The sequence below is a fragment of the Streptomyces flaveolus genome (genome assembly GCF_000716535.1).
GTDB lineage: Bacteria > Actinomycetota > Actinomycetes > Streptomycetales > Streptomycetaceae > Streptomyces > Streptomyces flaveolus_A.
Map to the genome: position 1 here is coordinate 22,444 of NZ_JNWV01000047.1, position 24,349 is coordinate 46,792.

Below are 24,349 nucleotides of genomic sequence, written 5' to 3' on the forward strand. Positions count from 1 at the left end.
GGCTGACCTACTCGGAGAGGACCGCCTCGGCGTCCAGCGTGACGCCGACGGCCTGCACCACGGAGGCGATCTTGAACGCCTCCTGGACGGTCTCGCGCTCCACGCCGGCCTTGCGCAGTACCTGCTCGTGCGAGTCCAGGCACATGCCACAGCCGTTGATCGCGGAGACCGCGAACGACCACAGCTCGAAGTCGACCTTCTCCACGCCCGGGTTGCCGATGACGTTCATCCGCAGGCCCGCGCGCAGGGTGCCGTACTCGTGGTCGGACAGCAGGTGCCGGGTGCGGTAGAAGACGTTGTTCATCGCCATGATGGCGGCGGCCGACTTGGCGGCCTGGTACGCCTCCGGCGAGAGGTTCGCCTTCGCCTCCGGCTCCAGCTCCCGCAGCACGATCGGGGAACGGGAGGCGATGGCGGTCGCCAGCACCGTGCCCCACAGCTGCTGGGCCGGCAGCTCCGAGTTGCCGATGACCGAGCCCAGGTTGAGCTTCAGGTCCTTGGCGTAGTCCGGGATACGGGACTTCAGGGAGTCGAGCGACACGGGTCACTCACCAGCCAGCAGCGCGACCGGGTCGAGGGTCTGCTCGCCCTTGGTCCAGTTGCAGGGGCACAGCTCGTCGGTCTGCAGGGCGTCCAGGACCCGCAGGACCTCCTTGGGGTTACGGCCCACGGAACCGGCGGTGACCATCGTGAACTGGATCTCGCGGTTCGGGTCGACGATGAAGACGGCGCGCTGCGCGAAGCCGTCCTCGCCCTCGATGCCGAGGTCGCGCATCAGCTCGTGCTTGGAGTCCGCCATCATCGGGAACGGCAGGTCGGTCAGGTCCGGGTGGTCCTTGCGCCAGGCGTGGTGGACGAACTCGGAGTCACCCGAGAAGCCGAGGATTTGGGCGTCGCGGTCGGCGAACTCGTCGTTCAGCTTCCCGAACGCGGCGATCTCGGTCGGGCACACGAACGTGAAGTCCTTGGGCCAGGCGAAGACCACGAGCCACTTGCCCTCGTAGGACTTGTGGTGGATCTGCTCGAACTCCTTGCCCTTCTCCAGCGAGACGCAGGCGGTCAGTTCGAACTCGGGGAACTTGTCACCGACAGTGAGCACGCGCTCTCCTTGCAGCGAAGAAACTTCCCTTTTGGGGTGTTTCCCATGGGTTGGACGTTGTCGATGTTGGCACAGGGTGCATTGATTAGTGAAATAGCTACACTCGGTCATGTTGATCGGAGGGAGCTATCAGTGACCGTGAGTAACGGCAAGCGCAGGCAGCCGAGCCTGGCGCAGCTGCGGGCGTTCGCCGCCGTGGCCGAGCACCTGCACTTCCGGGACGCGGCGGCGGCCATCGGGATGAGCCAGCCCGCTCTCTCCGGTGCGGTCTCGGCCCTGGAGGAGACCCTCGGCGTGACCCTCCTCGAGCGTACGACCCGCAAGGTGCTGCTCTCGCCCGCGGGGGAGCGGCTGGCCGTGCGGGCCAAGGCGGTGCTGGACGCGGTGGGCGCGCTGCTGGAGGAGGCCGAGGCGGTCCGGGCGCCCTTCACGGGCGTGCTGCGCCTCGGGGTGATCCCCACGGTCGCGCCGTATCTGCTGCCGACCGTGCTGCGGCTCGTCCACGACCGCTACCCGCACCTCGACCTCCAGGTGCACGAGGAGCAGACCGCCAACCTGGTCGACGGCCTGAACTCCGGGCGCCTCGACCTGCTGTTGCTGGCCGTGCCGCTCGGCGTCCCCGGGGTGGTCGAACTCCCCCTCTTCGACGAGGACTTCGTGCTCGTCACCCCGCTCGACCACTGGCTCGGCGGCCGGGAGGGCATCCCGCGCGAGGCGTTGAAGGAGCTGAACCTGCTGCTGCTGGACGAGGGCCACTGCCTGCGCGACCAGGCGCTGGACATCTGCCGGGAGGCCGGCCGCGAGGACGCGCCGGTCACCACCACGGCCGCCGGCCTGTCCACGCTGGTCCAGCTGGTGGCCGGCGGCCTCGGCTGCACGCTGCTCCCGCGCACCGCGCTGAAGCTGGAGACGACCCGCAGCAGTCAGCTGCTGACCGGGTACTTCGCCGAGCCGGCCCCGAGCCGCCGGGTGGCGCTCGCGATGCGCGCGGGGGCGGCGCGCGCGGCGGAGTACGAGGAGCTGGCGGGGGCGCTGCGGGAGGCGCTACGACCGCTGCCCGTACGGGTGCTGGGTGCGTGAGCTCCCCGCAGGAGCGCGGGGAGCTGCGCGGCCGGCCACGACGGCGCCGCGGCCGGCCGACGGCGGACTCACTCCGTACGCAGCCCCTCCGGCCGCATCATCCGTACCAGCGGCGGCAGGCTCAGCACCGTGACCGCGAGGACCACCGCCGCGCCGGCACCGGTCAGGGACAGCACGCTCGCCCAGTCGACGGAGACCGGGGTCGCCGCCAACTTCAGCAGGACCGTACCGAGGGTCAGACCCACCGCCGCGGCCAGCAGCAGACCGAGCGTGATCGGCACGGCCGTCTGCCACAGCACCGACAGGCCGAGCGTGCGGCGCCGGGTGCCGAAGGCGAGCAGCGACGACAGCAGCTTGCGCCGCTCGCGCAACTGCTCGAGCTGGGAGACCAGCAGGCTCGCCCCGATCAGCGCCAGCACGCAGACCGCGCCGATGAACAGGCCGGTGCGCAACGAGGCGTATTTGTTGGACTGTTCGGTCGCCGCCCAGCGCCAGGCACTGGCCAGGCGGTCCACCCGCGCGGCCGTGTTCCGCACGTACTCGTCCGCGTGCGGCACCGACAGGTCGAGGCGGACGTAGACCTGGTGGTACAGCGTCGACCCGGCTCCGGCGGGCAGCGCGGCCGGGGTCAGCAGCAGACCGTTGACGTCCGACCGGAGCGCGTCCTTGCGGGCGGTCACCTGCCGCAGAGCGGCCGGCACCGTCCAGGGGATCTCCCGCCCGCGGTCGCTGCCCGTGTAGGTGGCGTCGATGAAGCCGTGCCGGCCGGGCCGCATGAGGGCCCGCACGGCGGCGTCGTCGTCCGCGCCGGGAAGGGCGAAGACGTCACCGTCCCGGCAGGACGGCAGCTGGGCCAGTTCGCGCAGCGCGGCACAGTCGCCGACGGTGAGGCTCGCCGTGGCGCCGGGGTCGCGGCGCTTGTCGCCGAGCCCGCCGGAGGAGATGGCCATCGACGCCCGTACGCCCTTGGTGTGGGCGAACTCGCGGGCTGCCACCGGCAGCCGGGACCGGTCCGACAGGTCGATCTCCATCGACGCCCGGTTCGGGTCGCGGCCGGTGTCCTTGGTGTACTGGCCCTCCACGCCCGAGAACAGCATCTGCAGCGCGATCGCCCCGGCGACCGCCACCGCGATGCCGTTGACCATGCGGGCGGCCGTACCGCTGCTCAACTGAAGCCGTCGTACGGCCAGTTGCCAGGAGACCGCGCCCGCGCCGAGCCGGGCGACGAACGCCTCCACCAGCCAGGGCAGCAGCGCGGTGACGCCGACCAGGAGCAGCAGCACGCCACCGGTGACCAGGTACTGGTTGAAGTCGCCGTGGGCGCGGCCGTTGCCGATCATCGGGTACAGCATCGCGAGGCCCGCCAGCGGCAGCAGCAGCCGCCACCACAGGCGCCGCCGGGCCTGCTTGGCCGTGCGCACCACGCCCAGCGGTTCCACGACCACCCCGCGCATCGCGAGCAGGGTCACCAGCACCGCGGCCGCCGGGACCGCCACCGCGACCAGCGCGACCAGCGCGGGGGAGGGATCGAGGTAGCTGGGGAAGAAGCTTTCCCCCCTGACCTCGACCGATCCCGCGGCCTGTCGTCCGATCAGGAAGAACACCGCGCCGACGGCCAGTCCGAGCAGCGACCCGGCCAGCGCCTCGCCCGCCGCGATCCGGCGGGTCATCCGGCTGTCGGAGCCGACCAGCCGCAGCGCGGCCAGCCTGCGGTCGCGCCGCTCGCCGCCGAACCGCACGGCCGCGGCGATGAAGACGGCGACCGGCGTCAGCAGGGCGACGAACACGACGAGCGTCATCAGGATGAGCACCGGGTCGGCCCGCTCGGTCGTCGGGTGCGGATCGCCGAACGCGGTCAGCCGCACCACCCGGTAATTGCTCTTGGTCACCTTCAGACCCTCGGCACCGGCGTAGTAGGCCAGCTCGTGCGAGCCGATCAGCCCGGGCTCGCCGATCGTGCCGGTGATCCGGAACGGAAGCCGCTCGCGCAGGAGCTTCGCCCCGTCCGAGGAGAGCAGTTCCTTCAGCGCGGGCGAGACCACCATCTCGCCCTTCGCCGGGAAACGGTCGACACCGGGCGGGAGCGGCGCCCGCGCGCCCTCGGGTTCCAGCAGCCGGCCCCGGATGTCCTTGGAGTGCCACTCGGTGTCGGTCGTGCCGACCAGCACGGTGTTCTCGCCCCTGGGCGGCACGGCCGCGCCGTAGGTGAGGTCCTGGCGGGCCTCTTCGCGCTGGTGCCGGGCCGTCAGGACGTTGGGCAGCGCCGTCGTCAGCAGCAGCAGGGCCACACCCAGGCCGACGCCGACCGCCGTCAGCAGCATCCGGATCCAGCCCTCGCGGCCGCCGGTGACGGCGAACCGGGCCCCCATGCCCAGGTCTCTGCACCACTGCCGGACGTTCATATCGCCCGCTCCATGTCGCGGGACCTGCCGTCGCGTACGACGATCTCGCGGTCGGAGTAGGCGGCCACCCGGGCCTCGTGCGTGACCAGGACCACGGCGGCGTTGGTGGAGCGGGCCGCGTCGGTCAGCAGCTCCATCACGCGTTCGCCGTTGAGGGAGTCGAGCGCGCCGGTCGGCTCGTCGGCGAACAGCACCCGGGGCCCGGTGACCAGCGCCCGCGCCACCGCGACCCGCTGGCCCTGGCCGCCGGAGACCTCGCCGGGCCGCTTGCCCTTGAGGTCGTCCACCTCCAGGCGTTCCATCCAGGTCAGCGCGGCCCGCTCGGCCTCCTTGCGGGACGTGCCGTTCAGGCGCAGCGGCAGCGCCACGTTCTCCACGCAGGTCAGCTCCGGGACGAGCTGCCCGAACTGGAAGACGAAGCCGAACTCGCTGCGCCGCAGGGCGCTGCGCCCGGCGTCGCTCATGCCGGCCAGTTCGCGGCCGTCGTAGGTGATGGAGCCGGAGTCGGGCGGCACGATGCCGGCCAGACAGTGCAGCAGGGTGGACTTGCCGGAGCCGGAGGGGCCCATGACGGCGACGACCTCGCCGGGGTGGATGGAGAACTCCGCGCCGTCGAGGGCGACCGTGGGGCCGTAGGACTTGCGCAGGTTCTCGGCGGCGAGCAGGGAGCCGGGCGGTGGAGTCACTTGGCCGCCACCTCCGCGCGGAGCTTGTCGAGGCGCGCGGCCGTCAGCTCCAGCCAGCGCAGGTCGGCCTCCAGGTGGAACAGGGCGTGGTCGCAGATCAGCTGGTCCGCGAGGTCGCCCTTGCGCTTGCGGTCGGTCAGGATCCGCATGCTGCGCAGGTGTTCGGCCCGCTGGGTGTCGAGGACGTCGGTCGCGTCGCGGTGGGTGAGGAGGGCGAGGACGACCTTGGTGTAGAGGGTCGACTGGAGGTACTCCTCCGGCTTCTCCGGGGTGGCGAGCCAGCGCTCGACGTCGGTGACGCCGGCGTCGGTGATGGCGTACCGCTTGCGCTCGGGGCCGCCGCCGGCCTCGATCCCGTCGACTTCCACGAGGCCGTGCTTCAGCAGCCGGGACATCGTGGAGTAGACCTGGCCGTAGTGCAGCGGCCGGTCGTGACCGAACTTCTCGTCGAAGGCCCGCTTGAGGTCGTAGCCGTGGCGCGGGCCGGACTCCAGGAGCCCCAAAAGGGTGTGACCGATGGACATGGCAGCACTCTACACACGGTGTATACGCGGCATGTATACACGCCGTGCAGGGATCATGGCGGGCGGTACGGCCCCGCAGGTGGGGGCCGATTGTCACGGTTCCGATACAGGCGGCCGGCCCCGTCGCGGCAGCGGTCCGGTGTCCTTCGGCAGCCGCCCCGCCTCCGCGAGGGCGCGCCGCAGCAGGAACTCGATCTGCGCGTTCGCCGACCGCAGCTCGTCCCCGGCCCACCGGGCCAGCGCCTCGTACACCAGCGGGTCCAGCCGCAGCAGCACCTGCTTGCGCTGCTGCGGCCGGCGCTTCGGCGGCTGCGAAGGGTCCGTCAACGGGTCCGTCACTGGTAGAGCGTTCCTGTGTTGAGGACCGGCTGCGGGGCCCGGTCGCCGCACAGCACCACCATCAGGTTCGACACCATCGCCGCCTTCCGCTCCTCGTCCAGTTCCACGATGTCCGCGTCCGCGATCCGGGCCAGTGCCGCCTCGACCATCCCGACCGCGCCGTCCACGATCTGCCGGCGGGCCGCGACGACCGCCCCCGCCTGCTGCCGCTGGAGCATCGCCGAGGCGATCTCGGGAGCGTACGCGAGATGTGTGAAGCGGGACTCGATGATCCGCACCCCGGCCGCCTCCACCCGCGCCTGCAGCTCGACGGCCAGCTTCTCGGTGATCTCCTCGGCGTTGCCGCGCAGCGACAGGCCGTCCTCGTCATGGGCGTCGTACGGGTACTCGATGGCGATGTGCCGCACGGCCGTCTCGGTCTGCGTGGCGACGAACTCGGCGAAGTCGTCCACCTCGAAGGTGGCCTGCGCGGTGTCCTGGACCTTCCACACCACGACCGCGGCCAGCTCGATGGGGTTGCCGTAGGCGTCGTTGACCTTCAGCACGGCGGTCTCGTGGTTGCGCACCCGGGTGGAGATCCGGGTCCGGGAGGTGAAGGGGTTCACCCAGCGCAGGCCGTCCTGCCGGATCGTGCCCCGGTAGCGCCCGAAGAGCTGGACGACGCGGGCCTCGCCCGGCGCGACCGTGTTCAGGCCGCGCATCGCGATGACGGACGCCAGCAGGACGGCGACGCCGGCGGCGACGAGCCCGCCCTGGGCGCCGCCGGAAGGAGCCGCCCCGGAGGCCGCGAACAGCGCGACGGCGGCGCCGAGCCCGATCAGGCCGAGCAGCAGGGCGAGTCCGCCGCCGATGCTGTGGGCGGTGAACTCCCGCACCCGTGGCGCGGGCATCTCGGGGACGTCGGCGGTGGCGGCCGGCTCGGATATGGACACAGGGGACCCCCGGTTGTCGTAGTACCTAGCTCCGTTCTAGCTAAGTGATAACACTTTAAGCCCCCGAGCAACCCTGGACCAGTGACAGCCGTCGGTTCCGGTGGGGCGGGTGCTGATTGTCACGTCCGTAAAAGAACGGATCGGACGCCCTTTGTCATATAGAGGGGTGTTAGCTTTCGGAGCTGACCCCGAGACGGAAGCGAGCGTAGGGACCCATGGGACGAGCGGAAGAGAGACGAGCGCGACAGCGCGGCGGCCACCGCGCGGCGCCCAAGCGCCGCCGCTCCGCGCCCGCGCCCCCGGCGGGCACCGCGCCCGGCGCGTCCGGCGGCAGGCCCGCGTCCGGCAAGCCCGCCAAGAGCCTCATACGCCGGATCTTCGGCTGGAAGAAGATCCTCGGAACGTTCTTCGGCGTGTGCCTGCTCGGCATCCTGGGCTTCATCGGCCTGTACCTGTACGTGGACGTCCCCCAGGGCAACGCCGCCGCCCAGCAGCAGAGCAACGTCTACAAGTTCAGTGACGGAACGATTCTGGCCCGCAAGGGCGAGGTCAACCGCGAGATCGTCGACCTGTCGAAGGTGCCGCGCAAGGTCCAGCTCACCTTCGTCGCCGCCGAGAACAAGAGCTTCTACCACGACTCCGGCGTCGACCTGCGCGGTACCGCCCGCGGCCTGATCAACACGCTGTCCGGCAAGGGCAAGCAGGGCGGCTCCACGATCACCCAGCAGTACGTCAAGAACTACTACCTGAACCAGGACCAGACCGTCACGCGCAAGCTGAAGGAGCTGGTCATCTCCCTCAAGGTGGACCGCGAGAAGTCCAAGGACGACATCCTCGCCGGCTACATCAACACCAGCTACTACGGCCGCAACGCCTACGGCATCCAGGCCGCCGCCCAGGCCTACTACGGCGTCGACGCCGAGGACCTCGACGTCGCGCAGGGCGCCTACCTCGCCGCCCTGCTCCAGGCGCCGAGCCAGTACGACTGGGCCGTCGCGACCAAGACCGGCAAGCGGCTGGTCACGCAGCGCTGGAACTACGTCCTGGACAACATGGTCGAGGAGGGCTGGCTCTCCAAGAGCGACCGGGACGCCCTGCACTTCCCGTACCCGAAGGAGCCCAAGGGCGCCCCTGGCCTCGGCGGGCAGAAGGGCTACCTGGTCGAACTCGCCAACCAGCAGCTCGAGCGGCAGCTCATGGCGCAGGAGGGCCTGACCCAGTCCCAGGCGGAGAACGCCGTCGTCGACAAGGGCTGGACCATCACCCTCAACATCGACCGGAAGAAGCAGGCCGCGCTGGAGAAGGCCGTCAAGACCCAGCTGACCGGCAAGCTCGACCCGAAGAAGCGCAAGGTCGACGGCGCCATCCAGGCCGGAGCCGTCTCGGTCGACCCCAAGACGGGCCGGATCGTCGCGCTCTACGGCGGCCAGGACTACTACAAGCACTACTTCGACAACGCGACCCGCCCGGACTACCAGCCGGCGTCCACGTTCAAGCCGGTCATCCTCGCCGCCGCCCTGGAGCAGAACGCCACCACCCAGGACGGCAAGCCGATCACCGCGAGCACCGTCTACGACGGCACCAGCCGCCGCCAGGTCGTGGACCACGGAACCAAGGTCGGCTTCGCCCCGCCGAACGAGGACGACGTCGACTACGACAAGATCACCGTCCAGCAGGCGATGAACAAGTCCGTCAACTCCGTCTTCGCGCAGATGGGCGTCGACGTCGGCATGGACAAGGTCATGAGCACGGCGGGCAAGCTCGGCATGAACACCAAGGGCATGCAGGCCGTGCCCGCCCAGACCCTCGGCTCCATGGGCGCCAGCCCCCTGGAGATGGCCGGGATCTACGCCACCTTCGCCAACCACGGCTACAAGGTGACCCCGACGATCATCAAGTCGGCGGAGAACAAGGGCCGTACGGTCGACATGCCGAACCCGGTCGGCGGCTCGGTGATCAGCCGTACGGCCGCCGACACGGTCACCTCCGTGCTCACCGGCGTGGTCGACGACGGCACGGCCAAGCAGTCCGTGGCGAACAACCCGCTGCGCGACGGCCAGCAGGTGGCGGGCAAGACCGGTACCTCCGACGAGAACAAGTCGGCCTGGTTCACCGGCTACACCCCCGACCTGGTCACCTCCGTCGGCCTGTTCGGCGAGGACCCGAAGACCAAGGCCCACGTCTCCATGAAGGGCGCGACCGGCCTGCTCCCGCCGCCCGGCCGGATCAACGGCGGCGGCTACCCGGCGCAGATCTGGGCCACGTACACCTTCGGCGTCACGGACAGGGCGAAGTTCGACCTGAACACCACGCAGGGCGCGGCCGTCGAGCCGACCGAGACGCCGACCTGGACGCACACCCCGACCCAGACGCCGACCCAGACGCCGACCAGCGCTCCGCCGACGTCCGAGTCGCCGACCCAGACGCCCTCGCAGACGCCGACCCAGACCCCCAGCCAGACGCCCACCCAGACCCCGACCCAGACCCCGACGAGCCGGCCGCCGACGACTTCGATCAGCCCGGAGAACCCGCTCGACCCGGAGAACGTGCCGTAGCCCGACGACGGGACACGACAGCGAAGGGCGCCCGGTCCCACCGGGCGCCCTTTCGCATGCCGCGGGTCCGGCGGCCGTTCAGCCGCGGTTCAGCTCGAACCACACCACCTTGCCGGTGCTCAGCCGGGTCGCGCCCCAGCGCCGGGCCAGCCTGTTGACCAGGTACAGGCCGCGTCCGCCCTCGTCCGTGGCCCGCGCCTGCCGCAGGCGCGGAAGCTGCGGCACGTCGTCGCCGACCTCGCAGCGCAGCACGTCCGTGCGCAGCAGCCGCAGCGTCACGGGCCGCGACGCGTACCGCACGGCGTTCGTGACGACCTCGCTGACCAGCAGCTCCACCGAGTCCGACAGGTCCTCCAGGTCCCAGCGGGCGAGCGCGCGCCGGGCCAGCCGGCGGGCCTGGCCCGGGGCGGAGTCCTCCGGCTCCAGGGTCCAGTAGGCGACATCGCTCGGCGCGATCCCGTCGAAGCGGGCGGCGAGCAGCGCGATGTCGTCGTCCCGGTCGCCCGGGCCGAGCATGTCGAGCACCTCGTCGCACAGCGCTTCCAGCGGCGGCGGATGGTCCGGGCCTGTCAGCCGCGCGGTGGCGGCCAGCTTCTCCCGCAGCTGCTCTATACCGGTCCACACGTCCCGCAGCCGGGACTCCACCAGGCCGTCGGTGTACAGCAGCAGGGTGCCTCCGGCGGGCGCCTCCAGCTCCACCGCCTCGAAGTCGACCCCGCCGACACCGATCGGCGCGCCCGACGGCACCCGCAGCACCTCGGCCCGCCCGCCCAGGTGCAGCAGCACGGGCGGCGGATGGCCGGCGTTGGCGATCGTGATGCGGTGCGTCACCGGGTCGTAGACCGCGTACAGGCAGGTCGCCATGCGGTCGGTGCCCAGGCGCTGCGCCTGCTCGTCCAGGTGGTGGAGCACCTCCTGCGGCGGCAGGTCGAGCCCGGCCAGCGTCTGCGCGGTGGTGCGCAGCTGGCCCATGATCGCCGCCGAGGTCATCGAGTGACCCATCACATCGCCGACGACCAGCGCCACCCGGCTGCCGGGCAGCGGGATCGCGTCGTACCAGTCGCCGCCGACCCGCGCGGTCTCCGCAGCCGGCAGATAGCGGGAGGCCAGCCGGACGCCGGTCGGCCGGGGCAGGGTCTCGGGCAGCATGGTGCGCTGCAACTCGTCGGCGATGTAGGCCTCGCGGCCGTACAGCACCGCCTTGTCGATGCCGAGCGCGCTGTGCGTGGCGAGCTGCGCGGCCACCAGCAGATCGTCCGCCTCGAACGCGAGCCGGTCCGGGCGGCGCAGGAAGAGGGCCGCGCCGATCACCCGGCGCCGGCCGCGCAGCGGCGCGAGGATCGCGTGCCGCTCGCCCGGTACGACCGCCTCACCGCCCTCGCCGAGCAGCTCGGGCAGCGCGTCCCGGGCGGCGGGCGCGTCGGCGAACACCGGGCGCACCCCGCGCAGCACCTCGTTCAGCGCGCCGCCCGGCCGCACCTCGCACAGCTCGGTGGTGAGCGCCGACAGGCCCGACAGCACGGACGGCTCCGGCTCCGGCTCGAACGCCGGCGGCAGCAGCACCCCGTCGGTGTCCCGCTCCTGAGGTATCCGGTCGGTGCGGCGCAGCCGCAGCACCACCGGCCCGCTGGGCCGCTCGTCGCCGACCGGCAGCGGCTCGCGCAGGTAGACCAGGATCGCGTCGGAGAACGTCGGCACGGTGGCCCGGCACAGCCCCATGACGATCTCGTCGAGGTCGAGCCCGCGGGCGATCCGCCGGGTGGCCGCGCCCACGAACCTGAGCCGGTCCCCGTCGCGCCGCATGGGCATCGGCCGCCCCGGTGGCAGACCCTGCCCGGTGCGGCGCTCCTGACCGCCCGGCGACCGTTCCGGCTCGGCGCCGGGCTGTGCCGGGATGGCCTCCGGCGCGGGGCGCGGGCGGTGGGCGTCGGGTTCGGTGCCGGCGGGCTGGGCGTGCTCGGGGCCGTTGACTGAGGGCTCCTTCCCCTGGCCGGCTGCGGGCTCCCTGCCCTTGCCACAGGGTGTGGCGGTGCCCGGTCCGGACGGTGTTCCGTCGGCCCGGGCCTGTACGGGTAAGGCCGGGTTGCCGAGCTGCGTCGGAGACTTCTGGGACTGCTGCTGGGTACGCAGGAGCGCCCCGCGGGCCTCCGCGGGGTCGACGCCCGGCTGGGGGCGTTCGAAGGAGGTGGGCTGCTCCGTCACGCGTGTCGCATCCATCCGTCCGGGGCTGTGCGCCGGGTGCGCCGGGCGCGCAGTTGGTCCCGCCGAAGTCCCGATACCCGCAATACGTGCCCCAGGAACGGAATTCCGGCCGGGTCGCAGGCGGTCGCTGTGCCGGTGGCGAGATCCGCGCGGCCGGCGGCCCGGTCGCCGCGTGCCCTCGTGGTGGTGCCCTGGTACCCCTCGCTCACGTCCTGCCGCCCCTCGGTGACGATCGGTCAAGCCCGGCGCATGCCCCAGCAGTTGTTCTTCTACGCCCTTGCGGAGGACGATCCTACGTTTCTTGCCTGGGGGCGCATCAAGGGTCTCATGAGGATACGCGCGCGGGTGTGCGGTCCCAGTCCTCGGGGAGGGAGGGTACCGTCCAGGTCGGGTCCGGGCGCCAGCGCGGCCAGCCGTCCGTGAACGGCGGACCCCACGCGCGGATCACCTCCACCGCCTCCCGGCCGGCCGCCCGCACCTGCTCGGCGGTCGCCGCGTCCATCAGCCCGTCCCGCTGGGCCTGCGCGAACTCGTCCTCGTCGCGCCAGTGCCAACTCCGGTCCGGGTGCACGGAGATGTCCAGGAAGTGGTCCTCGGAGTCCACCCCGCCCGCCCATCGGGCCAGCGGCTGCTCCAGGTTCACGTACCAGTTCTTGAACCGCCAGCCCGGCTCCCAGAACAGCCACACCGACCAGGGCCGGCCGGGCTGGGCCAGCTTCAGCACGCCCGTGCCGAACCAGCGGTCCCGCTGGACCGTGCGCGGCTTGGTGTACCGGGACTCCAGCGGCTCCAGGTGCACGGGCGTGCCGTCGGCCAGGACCGGCTTCACGCACTCGGTGCCGGGGGCCAGCCACACCGCCAGCAGGTCCGCGTCGTCGCGTACGACGGTGACGGGCCGGGCGATGTGGTACTGGTCGCCGCCGTTGGCCCGGTAGCGCCACAGGATGTGCGTCCCCGGGGTCCAGTAGGTCGCCGGTCCCGCCGCCACTCGTGTCATCGCTCCGTCGTCCGTCATGCACAGATATTAGGTGCCACGGGCATGCGACGCTGCGGCGCGGGTCACGGCGGCCCCGGGTGGCCGGAATGGTTCGCTCCCGGTTACGGGCGCGTCATCCGCAGGACATCCAGCGCCTCGTCGAGCTGTTCCAGTGTCAGGTCGCCGCGCTCCACGTACCCGCTCTCCAGGACGACTTGGCGGATCGTCTTGCGCTCGGCGAGGGACTTCTTGGCGACCTTCGCGGCCTCCTCGTAGCCGATGTACTTGTTCAGCGGGGTCACCACCGACGGGGACGACTCGGCGTACTCACGGGCGCGTTCGCGGTCGGCGGTGATGCCGTCGACGGTCCGGTCGGCCAGCAGCCGCGAGACGTTGGCGAGCAGCCGGACCGACTCCAGCACGTTCTTGGCGATGACCGGGAGCATGACGTTCAGTTCGAAGTTGCCGGCGGCGCCCGCGGTGGCGATGGTGGCGTCGTTCCCGACGACCTGCGCGGCGACCATCAGCACGGCCTCCGGGACCACCGGGTTGACCTTGCCCGGCATGATCGAGGAGCCGGGCTGGAGGTCGGGCAGCCGGATCTCGGCGAGACCGGTGCGCGGCCCGGAGGACATCCAGCGCAGATCGTTGGCGATCTTCGTCAGGCCGACCGCGATGGTCCGCAGCTGCCCGCTGGTCTCCACGATGCCGTCCCGGGCGCCCTGCGCCTCGAAGTGGTCGCGGGCCTCGGTCAGCGGCAGCCCGGTGACCCGGGCGACCTCCTCGATGACGGCGGCGGAGAACCCGGGCGGGGTGTTGATGCCGGTGCCGACGGCCGTGCCGCCCAGCGGGAGCTCGGCGAGGCGCGGGAGGGAGGCCCTGAGCCGCTCGACGCCGTACCGCACCTGGGCCGCGTACCCGCCGAACTCCTGCCCGAGCGTCACCGGCGTGGCGTCCATCAGGTGCGTGCGCCCCGACTTCACCACGTCCGCGAACTCCTCGGACTTGCGCTCCAGGGAGGCGGCGAGGTGCTCCAGGGCGGGGATCAGGTCATGGGTGACGGCCGCGGTGGCCGCGATGTGGATGGACGACGGGAAGACGTCGTTGGACGACTGCGAGGCGTTCACGTGGTCGTTGGGATGCACGTCCCGGCCGAGCCGCTCGGTCGCCAGCGTCGCGATGACCTCGTTGGTGTTCATGTTGGACGAGGTGCCCGAGCCCGTCTGGAACACGTCCACCGGGAAGTGCTCGTCCCACTTCCCCGCGGCCACCTCGCCGGCCGCGTCCTGGATCGCCTCCGCGACCTCCTTGTCCAGCACGCCCAGCTCGGCGTTCACCTTCGCCGCCGCCGCCTTGATGCGGGCCAGCGCCTCGATGTGCGCCCGCTCGATGCGCTGTCCGGAGACCGGGAAGTTCTCCACGGCACGCTGCGTCTGCGCCCGCCACTTGGCATGGGCCGGGACCCGGACCTCGCCCATGGAGTCATGTTCGATGCGGTATTCGCTCATGCACGGTACAGCGGTCGCGGGGACCGGAATGTTCCGGGGACTGGGCCGCACGGGTGGTCGGTCCGCTGATCGTGCGTCACCACCCGCTCCCGCCGCCGTGGTCCCTCGCCCCGGTCCGGGACCGGCCCCGGGGGCGACGGCGGGAGTGGCTCAGGCCAGACCGGGACCCCCCACCGGAAAGTTGGTCCGTTTGTTCGTCCGGCGGTACAGCCGCATGCCAAGCCGAGCGGCCCGGGGCCGGTTTCGGGCCGCCGATCGGCGGGTGTCCAGGAGGCGGGGCCCCCTGGGGACGTGGCGGGCAGGGGCGGCGGGGGCGGAATCCGTCCCCGCCGCCACCTGAGCCGTTACGCCAGACCAGGTCCGCGCACGGGGATCGACGTGAACGTCGGCTGCGGGGCCGGGTCGGTGAAGAAGTCGTTCCCCTTGTCGTCCACCACGATGAACGCCGGGAAGTCCTCGACCTCGATCTTCCAGACCGCCTCCATGCCCAGCTCCTCGTACTCCAGGACCTCCACCTTCTTGATGCAGTCCTGGGCGAGACGGGCGGCCGGGCCGCCGATGGAGCCGAGGTAGAAACCGCCGTGGGCGGCGCACGCGTCGGTGACCTGCTTGCTGCGGTTGCCCTTGGCGAGCATCACCTTGGAGCCGCCCGCCGCCTGGAACTGCTCCACGTAGGAGTCCATGCGGCCGGCGGTGGTCGGGCCGAAGGAACCGGACGCGTAGCCCTCGGGCGTCTTCGCCGGGCCGGCGTAGTACACCGGGTGGTCCTTCAGGTACTGCGGCATCTCCTCGCCCGCGTCCAGCCGCTCCTTGATCTTGGCGTGCGCGATGTCCCGGGCCACGACCAGCGGACCGGTCAGCGACAGCCGCGTCTTGACCGGGTACCTGGTCAGCTCGGCGAGGATCGTGTCCATCGGCTGGTTGAGGTCGATCTTGACGACGTCGCCCTCTTCCAGGTGCTCGTCCGTGGTGTCCGGCAGGAAGCGCGCCGGGTCGGTCTCGAGCTGCTCCAGGAAGACGCCCTCGGCGGTGATCTTCGCGACCGCCTGGCGGTCGGCGGAGCAGGAGACGGCGATGGCGACCGGGCAGGACGCGCCGTGCCGGGGCAGACGGACCACGCGGACGTCGTGGCAGAAGTACTTGCCGCCGAACTGCGCGCCGATACCGATCTTCTGGGTCAGCTCGAAGACCTTCTCCTCCAGCTCCTTGTCCCGGAAGCCGTGGCCCAGCGGCGAGCCCTCGGCCGGCATGTTGTCCAGGTAGTGCGCGGAGGCGTACTTCGCGGTCTTCAGCGCGTACTCGGCGCTGGTGCCGCCGACGACGATCGCCAGGTGGTACGGCGGGCAGGCGGCCGTACCCAGCGAGCGGATCTTCTCCTCCAGGAACTTCATCATGGAGGCCTCGTTCAGGACGGCCTTCGTCTCCTGGTACAGGAAGGACTTGTTGGCGCTGCCGCCGCCCTTCGCCATGAACAGGAACTTGTAGGCGCCGCCGTCGGTGGCGTACAGCTCGATCTGGGCCGGCAGGTTGGAGCCGGTGTTCTTCTCCTCCCACATGGTGAGCGGAGCCATCTGCGAGTAGCGCAGGTTCAGCTTGGTGTAGGCGTCGTAGATGCCGTGGGACAGGTGCTTCTCGTCCTCGCCGGCCGTGAGCACGTTCTGGCCGCGCTTGCCCATGACGATCGCCGTGCCGGTGTCCTGGCACATGGGCAGCACGCCGGCCGCCGCGATGTTCGCGTTCTTCAGCAGGTCGAGCGCGACGAACTTGTCGTTGCTCGACGCCTCCGGGTCGTCGATGATCCGGCGGAGCTGGGCGAGGTGGGCCGGGCGCAGGTAGTGCTGGATGTCGTGGATGGCCTCCTCGGCCAGCTTGCGCAGCGCCTCCGGCTCCACCTTGAGGAACGTCCGCCCGTCGGGCCCCTCGACCGTGGAGACGCCCTCGGAGGTCACCAACCGGTACGGGGTGGTGTCCTCGCCCTGGGGGAGCAGATCGGTGTACTCGAACTCAGGCATCTCAGCCCATTCCTCACTCTGACGGACGGCCGCCCGCCGACGCTGGCGGGCCTCCTCAGCGTAGAACCTGCCGCCGACGGCGAACCTGTGAGGTAAGGCTCAGTCAGGGGTGTCGCGATCTATCGTGTTTGGGTACGCTGCCGTCGTGGACCTTCAGAAGCAGACCGCACCCACACCCGCCACCGAGCTGCGCGCCTCCGACGCCGACCGCGACCGGATCGCCGACATCCTCCGCGAGGCCCTGGCCGAGGGCCGGCTGACCGCCGACGAGCACGCCGAGCGCGTGGACGGGGTGCTGCACGCCAAGACGGTGGGTGAGTTGGAGGTCTTCATCCGGGACCTGCCCGCCGCCCACCAGCGCCCCACCGCCCCCGCCTACACGCCGGTGCCGCCCCGGCCCACCCCGGGCGCGATCCCGGTGGAGGCCGACGCGAACGTGGTGGCGGTGTTCAGCAGCGCCATGCGCCGCGGCCGCTGGCGGGCCGGACGCCGGCTGCACGCCTACGCGGTCTTCGGCAGCGTGGAGATCGACCTCAGCGAGGCGATCTTCGAGTACCAGCAGGTGGTCATCAAGGCGGTCTCCGTCTTCGGCGACGTCCAGATCCGCGTCCCGGAGAACATCTCGCTGCGCGGCACCGGCGGCGGCGTACTCGGCAACTTCGAGGTGAGCCCGCTGGACTCGGTCGACTCCGCGGCACCGGTGGTCTACGTCGACGGCTGGGCCGTCCTCGGCAACGTCGAGGCGCGGCCCAAGAGGGGCAAGCTCGTGGCGGACATCCTGGAACGCGTCCACGACAAGGTGGACCGCAAGCTGCGCAAACACCTGGGGCACTGACGCCGGGGGGCGTGAGCGACGCGCCGCGCGCCCGCGGAGGGGAACGCTGTGCATAGGCGCGCGCACAGCGGGTAGGCCTTGCTGCATCGTCTCTCGCTCGCGAAGCCGTCGTCAGGAGTAGACCGTGCTGCAACCGCCGCATTCGTCCCTGCAGGTCGCTGCCGTTCCGGCCCAGCGGGTGCCAGCGCGAGACAGGGACCAAGACGCCCCCTGGCACACCGAGGCGGTGTGCCGGCGCGACGAGGCCGGCCTGTTCTTCGCCCCGTCGAAGGAACCGACCGCCGCCCGGCTGTCCCGGGAAGAGGCGGCCAAGCGGGTCTGCTCCCGCTGTCCGGTCATGGTCGAGTGCCGCGAACACGCCCTCCTCCAGCCCGAGCCCTACGGCGTCTGGGGCGGCCTCACGGCGGCCGAACGCCGGGTGGTCCTGGCGAGGCGCCGCCGCAGGGACCTGGAGCTGAAGAAGGCGGCGCGGGCATCGGCCGACCGCATGGCGGGCTGAAACACGGGGACCCCGGGGACAAGGAGCGCCCTCTCCGCACCGAGGGCGCTTCCCCGCCGGGGGCGCGGGGACCCGCGCGAGCGACCACGGACGACCCGCAGCCGCCGACGGTCCGTGCGCCCCCTCCGAGCAGGCGCCCCTACTTGGCCCGGTCGAAGTCGATCGCGCTGTAGGCGCGCAGCTTGCTCAGCCGGTGCTCGGAGAAGATCCTCCGCACCGTCCCCGACTTGGACCGCATCACGATCGACTCGGTCAGCGCGGTCTCCGACCGGTACCGGACCCCGCGCAGCAGCTCGCCGTCGGTGATCCCGGTGGCGACGAAGAACACGTTCTCCCCGGACACCAGGTCGTCCGTCGTGAGCACCCGGTCCAGATCGTGCCCCGCGTCGATGGCCCGCTGCCGCTCCTCGTCGTCCTTCGGCCACAGCTTGCCCTGGATGGTCCCGCCCAGGCACTTCACGGCACAGGCCGAGATGATGCCCTCCGGGGTGCCGCCGATGCCGAGCAGCAGGTCGACGCCGGTGCCCTCGCGCAGCGCGTACACCGAGCCGGCCACGTCGCCGTCGGAGATCAGCTTGATGCGCGCGCCGGCGTCCCGGACCTCGCGGATCAGACCCTCGTGCCGCGGCCGGTCCAGGATGACGACGGTCACGTCCTCCGGCGAGGACCGCTTGGCCTTGGCGATCCGCCGGATGTTCACCTCGACGGGCGCGTTGATGTCGACGAAGTCCGCCGCGTCGGGGCCGGTGACCAGCTTGTCCATGTAGAACACGGCGGACGGGTCGAACATCGCGCCGCGCTCGGCGGCGGCGAGGACGGCGATCGCGTTCGGCATGCCCTTGGCCGTCAGCGTGGTGCCGTCGATCGGGTCGACGGCGATGTCGACCTCGGGACCGGTGCCGTCGCCCACGTGCTCCCCGTTGAAGAGCATCGGGGCCTCGTCCTTCTCGCCCTCGCCGATGACGACCACGCCGTTCATCGACACGGTGGAGACGAGGGTCCGCATGGCGCGCACCGCGGCACCGTCGGCGCCGTTCTTGTCGCCGCGCCCGACCCAGCGGCCCGCGGCCATCGCGGCGGCTTCGGTCACCCGGACGAGTTCCAGGGCGAGGTTCCGGTCCGGAGCCTCGGAGGGAACGTCCAGCTCGGACGGCAGGTGGTGGTTTTCGGTCATCGGAGCGCACCTTTCTGATACGACGACGGCCGGATGAGGGTCTTGGACCCGACTCTATCGTTAGGCAGACAAAATGAGCAGGGGACCCCACGGATGAGCGCTTGGGGCACCTGCGACGATAGGGGGCGTGGCAGGTTCGAACGGCAGGCAGAAGACGGCCCGGGACATGATTCTCTCCCTGGCCCTGATCAGCATCGCGGGGTTGGTCGTCTACTTCATCGCCATCCCGCACGACGATCACGCTCCCGACCTCAAGCGGGTCGACTACCGGGTCGAACTGGTCACGGCCCGCCGGGCGGCGAGCTACCCGGTGGCCGCGCCCGAGGGCCTGCCGAGCACCTGGAAGGCGACCTCCGTGCGCTTCCAGGGCGAGAAGTCCGACCGCTGGCACCTCGGCTTCCAGACCCCGGACGGCCAGTACGTCCAGGTCGAGCAGTCCACGCAGAAGCCCGCCGACTTCATCGACGAGGCCAGCCAGGGCGCGTCGGCGACCAAGCGGACCGAGGAGATCGACGGCCGTACCTGGACCCGCTACAGCGGCGGCCGGTACGACGCCCTGGTGCTCAAGGACCCGCCCGGCTCCACGACGGTGGTGGCCGGCACCGGCTCCTTCGAGGAGCTGCGGACGATGGCGGCGGCGCTGACGATGGAGTGATCCGTCCGGACCCGCACGTGTGAAGACGCGCGAGGACATGCGAAGAGGCCCCCGGCGGTGCTGGGGGCCTCTCTCGTGCTCACGTGGCTCAGACGGTCGTGACGACGTCCTCGTAGGCCAGGCGCGGGGAGCGCGGGTACCAGGCGTCCGGGCCCGGCTTGCCGATGTTGACGACCATCAGCGGGGTGTGGTCGTCGTCCAGGAACTCCTTGCGGACGCCCTCGTGGTCGAAGCCGGTCATCGGGCCGGCGGCGAGGCCGGCGGCGCGGACGCCGACGATGAAGTAGGCGGCCTGGAGCGCGGCGTTCAGCGTGGCGGAGCCCTCGCGGGACGCGCGCTCGGCGAACAGGAGGTCCTTGGCCTGCGGGAAGGCCGGGAACAGGACCGGCAGCTCCTCGTGGAACTCGTTGTCCGCGGAGAGGATCGCGACCAGCGGGGCGGTGGCGGTCTTGGCCCGGTTGCCCTCGGCCATGTGCTTCACCAGGCGCTCGCGGGCCTCGGCCGAGCGGACCAGGGTGATGCGCAGCGGGGTCTGGTTGAAGGCGGTGGGGCCGTACTTGACCAGGTCGTAGATCGCCTGCACCTGCTCCTCGGTCACCGGCTCGTCGGTGAAGGTGTTCGCGGTACGGGCCTCGCGGAACAGCAGGTCCTGGGCGGCGGGGTCAAGAACGAGAGACATGGTGACTTTCCTCGGGGGCGCGTCCGGCCCGGAGTACCGGACCGGCTGACGTCACCGACCCTACGACAGATGAGGTTTAACCTTCAACTAAATCGGGGGTCTGGTGACTCGCTTCACAAGCCGGCGCCGCCCCCCTACTCGCCGCCCTTCTCCGCCTCCGCTTCCCCTTCCTCCTCCTCGGCCAGCGCCGCGTCCAGCCGAGCCCGGGCCCCCTCCAGCCAGCGCCGGCACACCTTGGCCAGCTCCTCGCCGCGCTCCCACAGCGCCAGGGACTCCTCCAGCGACGTACCGCCCGCCTCCAGCCGCCGTACGACCTCGATCAGCTCGTCGCGCGCCTGCTCGTACGACAGCGCCTCGTCCACCCTGCTCGTCATTCGCTCACCTTCACTGTGAATTCACCGTCGGCGACGCGGGCGCGCAGCGCCTCGCCCGCCGTCACCTCGGCCGGATCGCGCACCACGTGCCCGTCCGTCCGTTGCAGCACCGCGTAACCGCGCTGGAGCGTCGCCGCGGGGGAGAGGGCCACCACGCGCGCGTGCGTGTGCGTCAGCTCCGATTCCGCGCGGTCCAGCAGGTGCCCCAGGGTCCGCCGGCCCCGGTCCAGGAGCGCGGCCACGTGGTCGGCCCGCTCGTCGATCATCCGGTGCGGATCCTCTATCGAGGGCCGCGCCAGCGCGTGCGCGAGGCCCCGCTCCTCGCGCTCCACGAACGCGTTCACGCAGCGCCGCGCCCGGTCCCGCAGCATCCGCACCCGCTCCAGCTCCTCGCCGACGTCCGGCACCACCTTCTTCGCCGCGTCGGTCGGCGTGGAGGCCCGCAGGTCGGCGACGTGGTCCAGCAGCGGATTGTCCGGCTCGTGCCCGATCGCGGACACCACGGGCGTACGGCACTCGGCCACGGCCCGCACGAGCTGCTCGTCGGAGAAGGGCAGCAGGTCCTCCACGCTGCCGCCACCGCGCGCGACGATGATCACGTCCACCTCGTCGATCGCGTCGAGCTCCTTCACCGCCTGCACGACCTGCGGGACCGCGTGCACGCCCTGCACCGGGACGTTGCGCACCTCGAAGCGGACGGCGGGCCAGCGGTGCCGGGCGTTCTCCAGCACGTCCCGCTCCGCGGCGGAGGCCCGGCCGCACACCAGCCCGATGAGCTGCGGCAGGAACGGCAGCGGCTTCTTCCGCTCCGGCGCGAACAGGCCCTCCGCCGCCAGGGCCTTCTTCAGCTGCTCCAGCCGGGCCAGCAGCTCGCCGACGCCGACGGGCCTTATCTCGGCGGCGCGCAGGGACAGCTGGCCGCGCGGGGCGTACCACTCGGGCTTCGCCAGGACGACGACACGGGCGCCCTCGCCGACGACGTCCGCGACCGTGTCGAAGACCTGGCGGTAGCAGGTAACGCTCACGGAGATGTCGTACGACGGGTCGCGCAGCGTGAGGAACACGACGCCGGCGCCGGGACGGCGGGACAGCTGCGTGATCTGCCCCTCGACCCACACCGCGCCGAGCCGGTCGATCCAGCCGCCGATCAGCCGGGAGACCTCGCCCACGGGGAGCGGGGTCTGGGGGGAGGTGTTCACAGCCATGGCGTTGAGCGTAGTGGCCGCCACCGACAGTCCGGCCGCGCGCCGTAGAGCCGCGGACCGTTTCCGACCGCGATTCCGCCGTGGCCGCTCGCGCGGTTCCCCGGGCCCCTCCGGGTGCGCTGCCGCCCCGTGCCGGCTCAGCCGTCCACAAGCTCCGCCCGGCCCCGCCGGCCCCGCTGGGCCGCCAGCACCAGCAAGCCGATCACCAGCCAGGCGGCGCCGACGATCTGGGCCAAGCCCGCCGCCTCCGCGACGACCGCCACCGTGATCGCCGCGCCGGCCACCGGGACCAGCACATGCCGCCGCCAGCTCCACCGTCCGTGCCGCACCACGAAGTACCCCACCACGCTCGCGTGCAGCAGCGTGAACGCGGACAGGGCCCCGATGTCGACCACCGACACCAGCTTGTCCAGGCCGTCGTCCCGCCGCGCCGCCCACCCGGCCGCGACCAGCGTGATCACCGCCGCGCACAGCAGGGCCACCCTCGGCACACCGGCGTCCGTCCGGGACAGGGCCCGCGGCAGCCTCCGGTCGCGGCCCATCGCGAACAGCAGCCGCCCGGCCGCCGCCTGCCCGGCCAGCGCCGCGAACGCCGCCCCGACCGCCTTGCTCGCGGCCACCAGATCGTGCAGCCACGCCCCGACGGCGGAGTCCACCGCGTCGTAGAACGCCGAACCCTGTGCCCCGGGATCGCCTGCGAGCCGCGCGGACGTCGCCGGCTCCAGCAGCGCGACCAGATACGTCTGCGCCACGAACAGCACCCCGGCCAGCGCCAGGCAGAACAGCAGCGCCCGCGCCACCTTCGCCGAGCCCCCGGTGACCTCCTCGGCGAACGCGGCGATGGCGTCGAAGCCCAGGTAGGACAGGACCGCCACGGACACCGCGCCGATCACCGCCGACAGCGCGAACGCGCCCTGCGTGCCGTCCCCGGACAGCGGCGACAGCAGCCCCCGCTGCGCCCCGTCCCGCGCCAGCACCACGACCGCCGACACCACGAACACCAGCAGGACCGCGATCTCCAGGGCCAGCACGAGGAAGCCCACGCGCGCGGCGGCCCGTACGCCCCACAGGTTCAGGAGCGTGGTGACGACCACGGCGAGCGCCGTCCACACCCACCGGGACACCTCGGGGACCAGCGCGTTCATCGCGATGCCGGAGAAGAGGTAGGCCACCGCCGGGATGAGCACGTAGTCGAGCATCGCCATCCAGCCCGCGACGAACCCGGCCCCTTCCCCGAGCCCCGCGCGCGCGTAGGCGAACACCGACCCGGCCTGCGGCACGACCCGCACCATCTGCGCGTAGCTGAACGCGGTGAACGCCATGGCGACCGTGGCCACCACGTACACCAGCGCCACCGCGCCGTGCGACTTCGCGTCGAGCGTGCCGAACACCCCGACCGGGGCCATCGGCGCGATGAACAGCAGCCCGTAGACCACGAGGTCCCGGAAGCCGAGGCTGCGCCGCAACCGCGGGTGCGCGCCGGTCGCGGAGGCTGTCGTTCCGGTGTCGGACATACGCACAAGTCTTCCCCGAGCGGCCGTGGGCACGCGATCTCGGCGCCCCGGACGCGGCCTTACGATGGGACGCATGACCGCTTCCTCTGGCCGCCGTGTCCTGCTCGCCGCCCCCCGGGGCTACTGCGCCGGCGTGGACCGCGCCGTGATCGCCGTCGAGAAGGCCCTGGAACAGTACGGGGCCCCGATCTACGTCCGGCACGAGATCGTCCACAACAAGTACGTCGTGCAGACCCTGGAGAAGAAGGGCGCGATCTTCGTCGAGCGCACGGAGGAGGTGCCGCCCGGCAACATCGTGATGTTCTCGGCGCACGGCGTCGCCCCCGTCGTGCACGAGGAGGCCCGCCAGGGCAGGCTCGCCACCATCGACGCCACCTGCCCCCTGGTCACGAAGGTCCACAAGGAAGCCGTCCGGTACGCGGGCGAGGACTACGACATCCTCCTGATCGGCCACGAGGGCCACGAGGAGGTCATCGGCACCTCCGGCGAGGCCCCCGACCACATCCAGCTCGTCGACGGCCCCGCGGACGTCGACCAAATCGAGGTCCGCGACCCGTCCAAGGTCGTCTGGCTCTCCCAGACCACCCTCTCCGTGGACGAGACCATGGAGACCGTCGACGCCCTGAAGACCAAGTTCCCCGGGCTCGTCTCCCCGCCCAGCGACGACATCTGCTATGCCACGCAGAACCGGCAGCTCGCCGTGAAGCAGATGGGCGCCGAGGCCGAGCTGGTCATCGTCGTCGGCTCCCGCAACTCCTCCAACTCCAAGCGGCTGGTCGAGGTCGCCAAGCTCGCCGGCGCCCGCGAGGCCTATCTGGTGGACTTCGCCGACGAGATCGACGAGGCCTGGCTGGAGGGCGTGACGACCGTCGGGGTCACCTCCGGCGCCTCCGTGCCCGACGTGCTGGTCGAGCAGGTCCTCCAGTGGCTCGCCGAGCGCGGTTACGGCGACGTGGAGATCGTCAAGGCGGCCGAGGAGTCGATCACCTTCTCGCTGCCCAAGGAACTCCGCCGCGACCTGCGCGAGGAGGCGGCGGCCCTGGTCGCCGAGCGTGGCGGAAGCGGCACCTCCGAGGCGTGACCGTCAGTGGGGCGTCGT

22 protein-coding genes are annotated in these 24,349 nt (G+C 71.6%); 6 read left to right on the forward strand and 16 right to left on the reverse strand.

Annotated features, from left to right (window positions below; translation table 11 throughout):
- Window positions 1–7: 7 nt before the first annotated feature.
- Both OO52_RS39300 and OO52_RS39305 read right to left on the reverse strand, forming a co-directional pair.
- Window positions 8–541 carry an alkyl hydroperoxide reductase gene (locus OO52_RS39300; RefSeq protein WP_030655538.1) on the reverse strand — a complete coding sequence of 178 codons (534 nt, stop codon included), beginning with the start codon at window positions 539–541 and terminating at the stop codon, window positions 8–10.
- Window positions 542–544: 3 nt separating this feature from the next.
- Window positions 545–1,099: a peroxiredoxin gene (locus tag OO52_RS39305; RefSeq protein WP_030655541.1), complete on the reverse strand. Its 555-nt coding sequence runs from the start codon at window positions 1,097–1,099 to the stop codon at window positions 545–547.
- Window positions 1,100–1,231: 132 nt separating this feature from the next.
- Here OO52_RS39305 and OO52_RS39310 point away from each other — a divergent pair, with 132 nt between their 5' ends.
- Window positions 1,232–2,179 carry a LysR substrate-binding domain-containing protein gene (locus OO52_RS39310; RefSeq protein ID WP_048910595.1) on the forward strand — a complete coding sequence of 316 codons (948 nt, stop codon included), beginning with the start codon at window positions 1,232–1,234 and terminating at the stop codon, window positions 2,177–2,179.
- A gap of 68 nt (window positions 2,180–2,247) precedes the next feature.
- Here the strand turns inward: OO52_RS39310 and OO52_RS39315 are convergent, their stop codons facing one another.
- From OO52_RS39315 to OO52_RS39335, 5 genes are all read right to left on the reverse strand, one after another.
- Window positions 2,248–4,581: an ABC transporter permease gene (locus OO52_RS39315; protein ID WP_030655544.1), complete on the reverse strand. Its 2,334-nt coding sequence runs from the start codon at window positions 4,579–4,581 to the stop codon at window positions 2,248–2,250.
- A complete protein-coding gene (locus OO52_RS39320) occupies window positions 4,578–5,267 on the reverse strand; it encodes an ABC transporter ATP-binding protein (protein ID WP_030655546.1) in 690 nt (229 codons plus the stop codon). The genes OO52_RS39315 and OO52_RS39320 overlap by 4 nt, the downstream gene beginning before the upstream one ends.
- Window positions 5,264–5,791, reverse strand: coding sequence for a PadR family transcriptional regulator (locus OO52_RS39325; RefSeq protein ID WP_030655549.1), 528 nt, complete (start codon window positions 5,789–5,791; stop codon window positions 5,264–5,266). Before OO52_RS39325 ends, OO52_RS39320 begins: the two co-directional genes overlap by 4 nt.
- Window positions 5,792–5,884: 93 nt before the next feature.
- Window positions 5,885–6,130 (reverse strand): hypothetical protein, encoded by a 246-nt coding sequence (locus OO52_RS39330; RefSeq protein ID WP_030655551.1) that lies wholly within the window; start codon window positions 6,128–6,130, stop codon window positions 5,885–5,887.
- Entirely contained in the window at window positions 6,127–7,020 is an 894-nt protein-coding gene (locus OO52_RS39335) for an SPFH domain-containing protein (RefSeq protein ID WP_106972146.1), read from the reverse strand. The genes OO52_RS39330 and OO52_RS39335 overlap by 4 nt, the downstream gene beginning before the upstream one ends.
- 257 nt (window positions 7,021–7,277) lie before the next feature.
- Here OO52_RS39335 and OO52_RS39340 point away from each other — a divergent pair, with 257 nt between their 5' ends.
- Window positions 7,278–9,617 (forward strand): transglycosylase domain-containing protein, encoded by a 2,340-nt coding sequence (locus tag OO52_RS39340; RefSeq protein ID WP_030655558.1) that lies wholly within the window; start codon window positions 7,278–7,280, stop codon window positions 9,615–9,617.
- 78 nt (window positions 9,618–9,695) lie between these two features.
- Here the strand turns inward: OO52_RS39340 and OO52_RS39345 are convergent, their stop codons facing one another.
- The 4 genes from OO52_RS39345 to OO52_RS39360 form a co-directional block, all read right to left on the reverse strand.
- The gene (locus tag OO52_RS39345; RefSeq protein ID WP_030655561.1) at window positions 9,696–11,819 is read right to left on the reverse strand and encodes a SpoIIE family protein phosphatase; all 2,124 of its coding nucleotides are present in this window, start codon (window positions 11,817–11,819) and stop codon (window positions 9,696–9,698) included.
- Window positions 11,820–12,144: 325 nt separating this feature from the next.
- A complete protein-coding gene (fomD, locus tag OO52_RS39350; RefSeq protein WP_030939804.1) occupies window positions 12,145–12,834 on the reverse strand; it encodes a cytidylyl-2-hydroxypropylphosphonate hydrolase in 690 nt (229 codons plus the stop codon).
- 83 nt (window positions 12,835–12,917) lie between these two features.
- A complete protein-coding gene (locus OO52_RS39355; protein WP_030655564.1) occupies window positions 12,918–14,303 on the reverse strand; it encodes a class II fumarate hydratase in 1,386 nt (461 codons plus the stop codon).
- Between the two features lie 344 nt (window positions 14,304–14,647).
- Entirely contained in the window at window positions 14,648–16,315 is a 1,668-nt protein-coding gene (locus OO52_RS39360; RefSeq protein WP_030655566.1) for a fumarate hydratase, read from the reverse strand.
- Window positions 16,316–16,460: 145 nt separating this feature from the next.
- Here OO52_RS39360 and OO52_RS39365 point away from each other — a divergent pair, with 145 nt between their 5' ends.
- Together OO52_RS39365 and OO52_RS39370 are read left to right on the forward strand one after the other, a co-directional pair.
- On the forward strand, window positions 16,461–17,150 hold the full coding sequence (locus OO52_RS39365) for a DUF1707 SHOCT-like domain-containing protein (RefSeq protein ID WP_030655569.1): 690 nt from the start codon (window positions 16,461–16,463) through the stop codon (window positions 17,148–17,150).
- A 124-nt stretch (window positions 17,151–17,274) separates the two neighbouring features.
- Complete coding sequence (locus OO52_RS39370; RefSeq protein WP_030989593.1) at window positions 17,275–17,649, forward strand: WhiB family transcriptional regulator; 375 nt, start codon at window positions 17,275–17,277, stop codon at window positions 17,647–17,649.
- A 139-nt stretch (window positions 17,650–17,788) separates the two neighbouring features.
- Here the strand turns inward: OO52_RS39370 and glpX are convergent, their stop codons facing one another.
- Window positions 17,789–18,823 carry a class II fructose-bisphosphatase gene (gene glpX, locus OO52_RS39375; protein WP_030655575.1) on the reverse strand — a complete coding sequence of 345 codons (1,035 nt, stop codon included), beginning with the start codon at window positions 18,821–18,823 and terminating at the stop codon, window positions 17,789–17,791.
- A gap of 127 nt (window positions 18,824–18,950) precedes the next feature.
- Here glpX and OO52_RS39380 point away from each other — a divergent pair, with 127 nt between their 5' ends.
- Window positions 18,951–19,478: a DUF4245 domain-containing protein gene (locus OO52_RS39380; protein ID WP_030655577.1), complete on the forward strand. Its 528-nt coding sequence runs from the start codon at window positions 18,951–18,953 to the stop codon at window positions 19,476–19,478.
- An 88-nt stretch (window positions 19,479–19,566) separates the two neighbouring features.
- Here OO52_RS39380 and OO52_RS39385 read toward each other — a convergent pair whose 3' ends face one another.
- The 4 genes from OO52_RS39385 to OO52_RS39400 all read right to left on the reverse strand — a co-directional run bounded on the left by OO52_RS39385 (window position 19,567) and on the right by OO52_RS39400 (window position 23,250).
- Window positions 19,567–20,157, reverse strand: coding sequence for a malonic semialdehyde reductase (locus tag OO52_RS39385; protein WP_030655578.1), 591 nt, complete (start codon window positions 20,155–20,157; stop codon window positions 19,567–19,569).
- Between the two features lie 134 nt (window positions 20,158–20,291).
- Window positions 20,292–20,531, reverse strand: coding sequence for an exodeoxyribonuclease VII small subunit (locus OO52_RS39390; protein ID WP_030655580.1), 240 nt, complete (start codon window positions 20,529–20,531; stop codon window positions 20,292–20,294).
- Window positions 20,528–21,736: an exodeoxyribonuclease VII large subunit gene (gene xseA, locus OO52_RS39395; RefSeq protein ID WP_030655583.1), complete on the reverse strand. Its 1,209-nt coding sequence runs from the start codon at window positions 21,734–21,736 to the stop codon at window positions 20,528–20,530. Before xseA ends, OO52_RS39390 begins: the two co-directional genes overlap by 4 nt.
- A gap of 137 nt (window positions 21,737–21,873) precedes the next feature.
- Window positions 21,874–23,250, reverse strand: a complete 1,377-nt coding sequence (locus OO52_RS39400) for an APC family permease (RefSeq protein WP_030655584.1) — start codon at window positions 23,248–23,250, stop codon at window positions 21,874–21,876.
- 64 nt (window positions 23,251–23,314) lie between these two features.
- Between OO52_RS39400 and OO52_RS39405 the strand changes: the two genes are divergently transcribed.
- On the forward strand, window positions 23,315–24,331 hold the full coding sequence (locus OO52_RS39405) for a 4-hydroxy-3-methylbut-2-enyl diphosphate reductase (protein ID WP_106972145.1): 1,017 nt from the start codon (window positions 23,315–23,317) through the stop codon (window positions 24,329–24,331).
- Window positions 24,332–24,349: the final 18 nt, after the last annotated feature.

Coding starts and splice junctions, on each gene's coding strand:
- OO52_RS39315 (WP_030655544.1), bottom strand. CDS start 4,581: ATGAACGTCCGGCAGTGGTGCAGAGACCTGGGCATGGGGGCCCGGTTC.
- OO52_RS39325 (WP_030655549.1), bottom strand. CDS start 5,791: ATGTCCATCGGTCACACCCTTTTGGGGCTCCTGGAGTCCGGCCCGCGC.
- OO52_RS39335 (WP_106972146.1), bottom strand. CDS start 7,020: ATGCCCGCGCCACGGGTGCGGGAGTTCACCGCCCACAGCATCGGCGGC.
- OO52_RS39340 (WP_030655558.1), top strand. CDS start 7,278: ATGGGACGAGCGGAAGAGAGACGAGCGCGACAGCGCGGCGGCCACCGC.
- fomD (WP_030939804.1), bottom strand. CDS start 12,834: ATGACGGACGACGGAGCGATGACACGAGTGGCGGCGGGACCGGCGACC.
- OO52_RS39355 (WP_030655564.1), bottom strand. CDS start 14,303: ATGAGCGAATACCGCATCGAACATGACTCCATGGGCGAGGTCCGGGTC.
- OO52_RS39360 (WP_030655566.1), bottom strand. CDS start 16,315: ATGCCTGAGTTCGAGTACACCGATCTGCTCCCCCAGGGCGAGGACACC.
- glpX (WP_030655575.1), bottom strand. CDS start 18,823: ATGACCGAAAACCACCACCTGCCGTCCGAGCTGGACGTTCCCTCCGAG.
- OO52_RS39385 (WP_030655578.1), bottom strand. CDS start 20,157: ATGTCTCTCGTTCTTGACCCCGCCGCCCAGGACCTGCTGTTCCGCGAG.
- OO52_RS39390 (WP_030655580.1), bottom strand. CDS start 20,531: ATGACGAGCAGGGTGGACGAGGCGCTGTCGTACGAGCAGGCGCGCGAC.
- xseA (WP_030655583.1), bottom strand. CDS start 21,736: ATGGCTGTGAACACCTCCCCCCAGACCCCGCTCCCCGTGGGCGAGGTC.
- OO52_RS39400 (WP_030655584.1), bottom strand. CDS start 23,250: ATGTCCGACACCGGAACGACAGCCTCCGCGACCGGCGCGCACCCGCGG.
- OO52_RS39405 (WP_106972145.1), top strand. CDS start 23,315: ATGGGACGCATGACCGCTTCCTCTGGCCGCCGTGTCCTGCTCGCCGCC.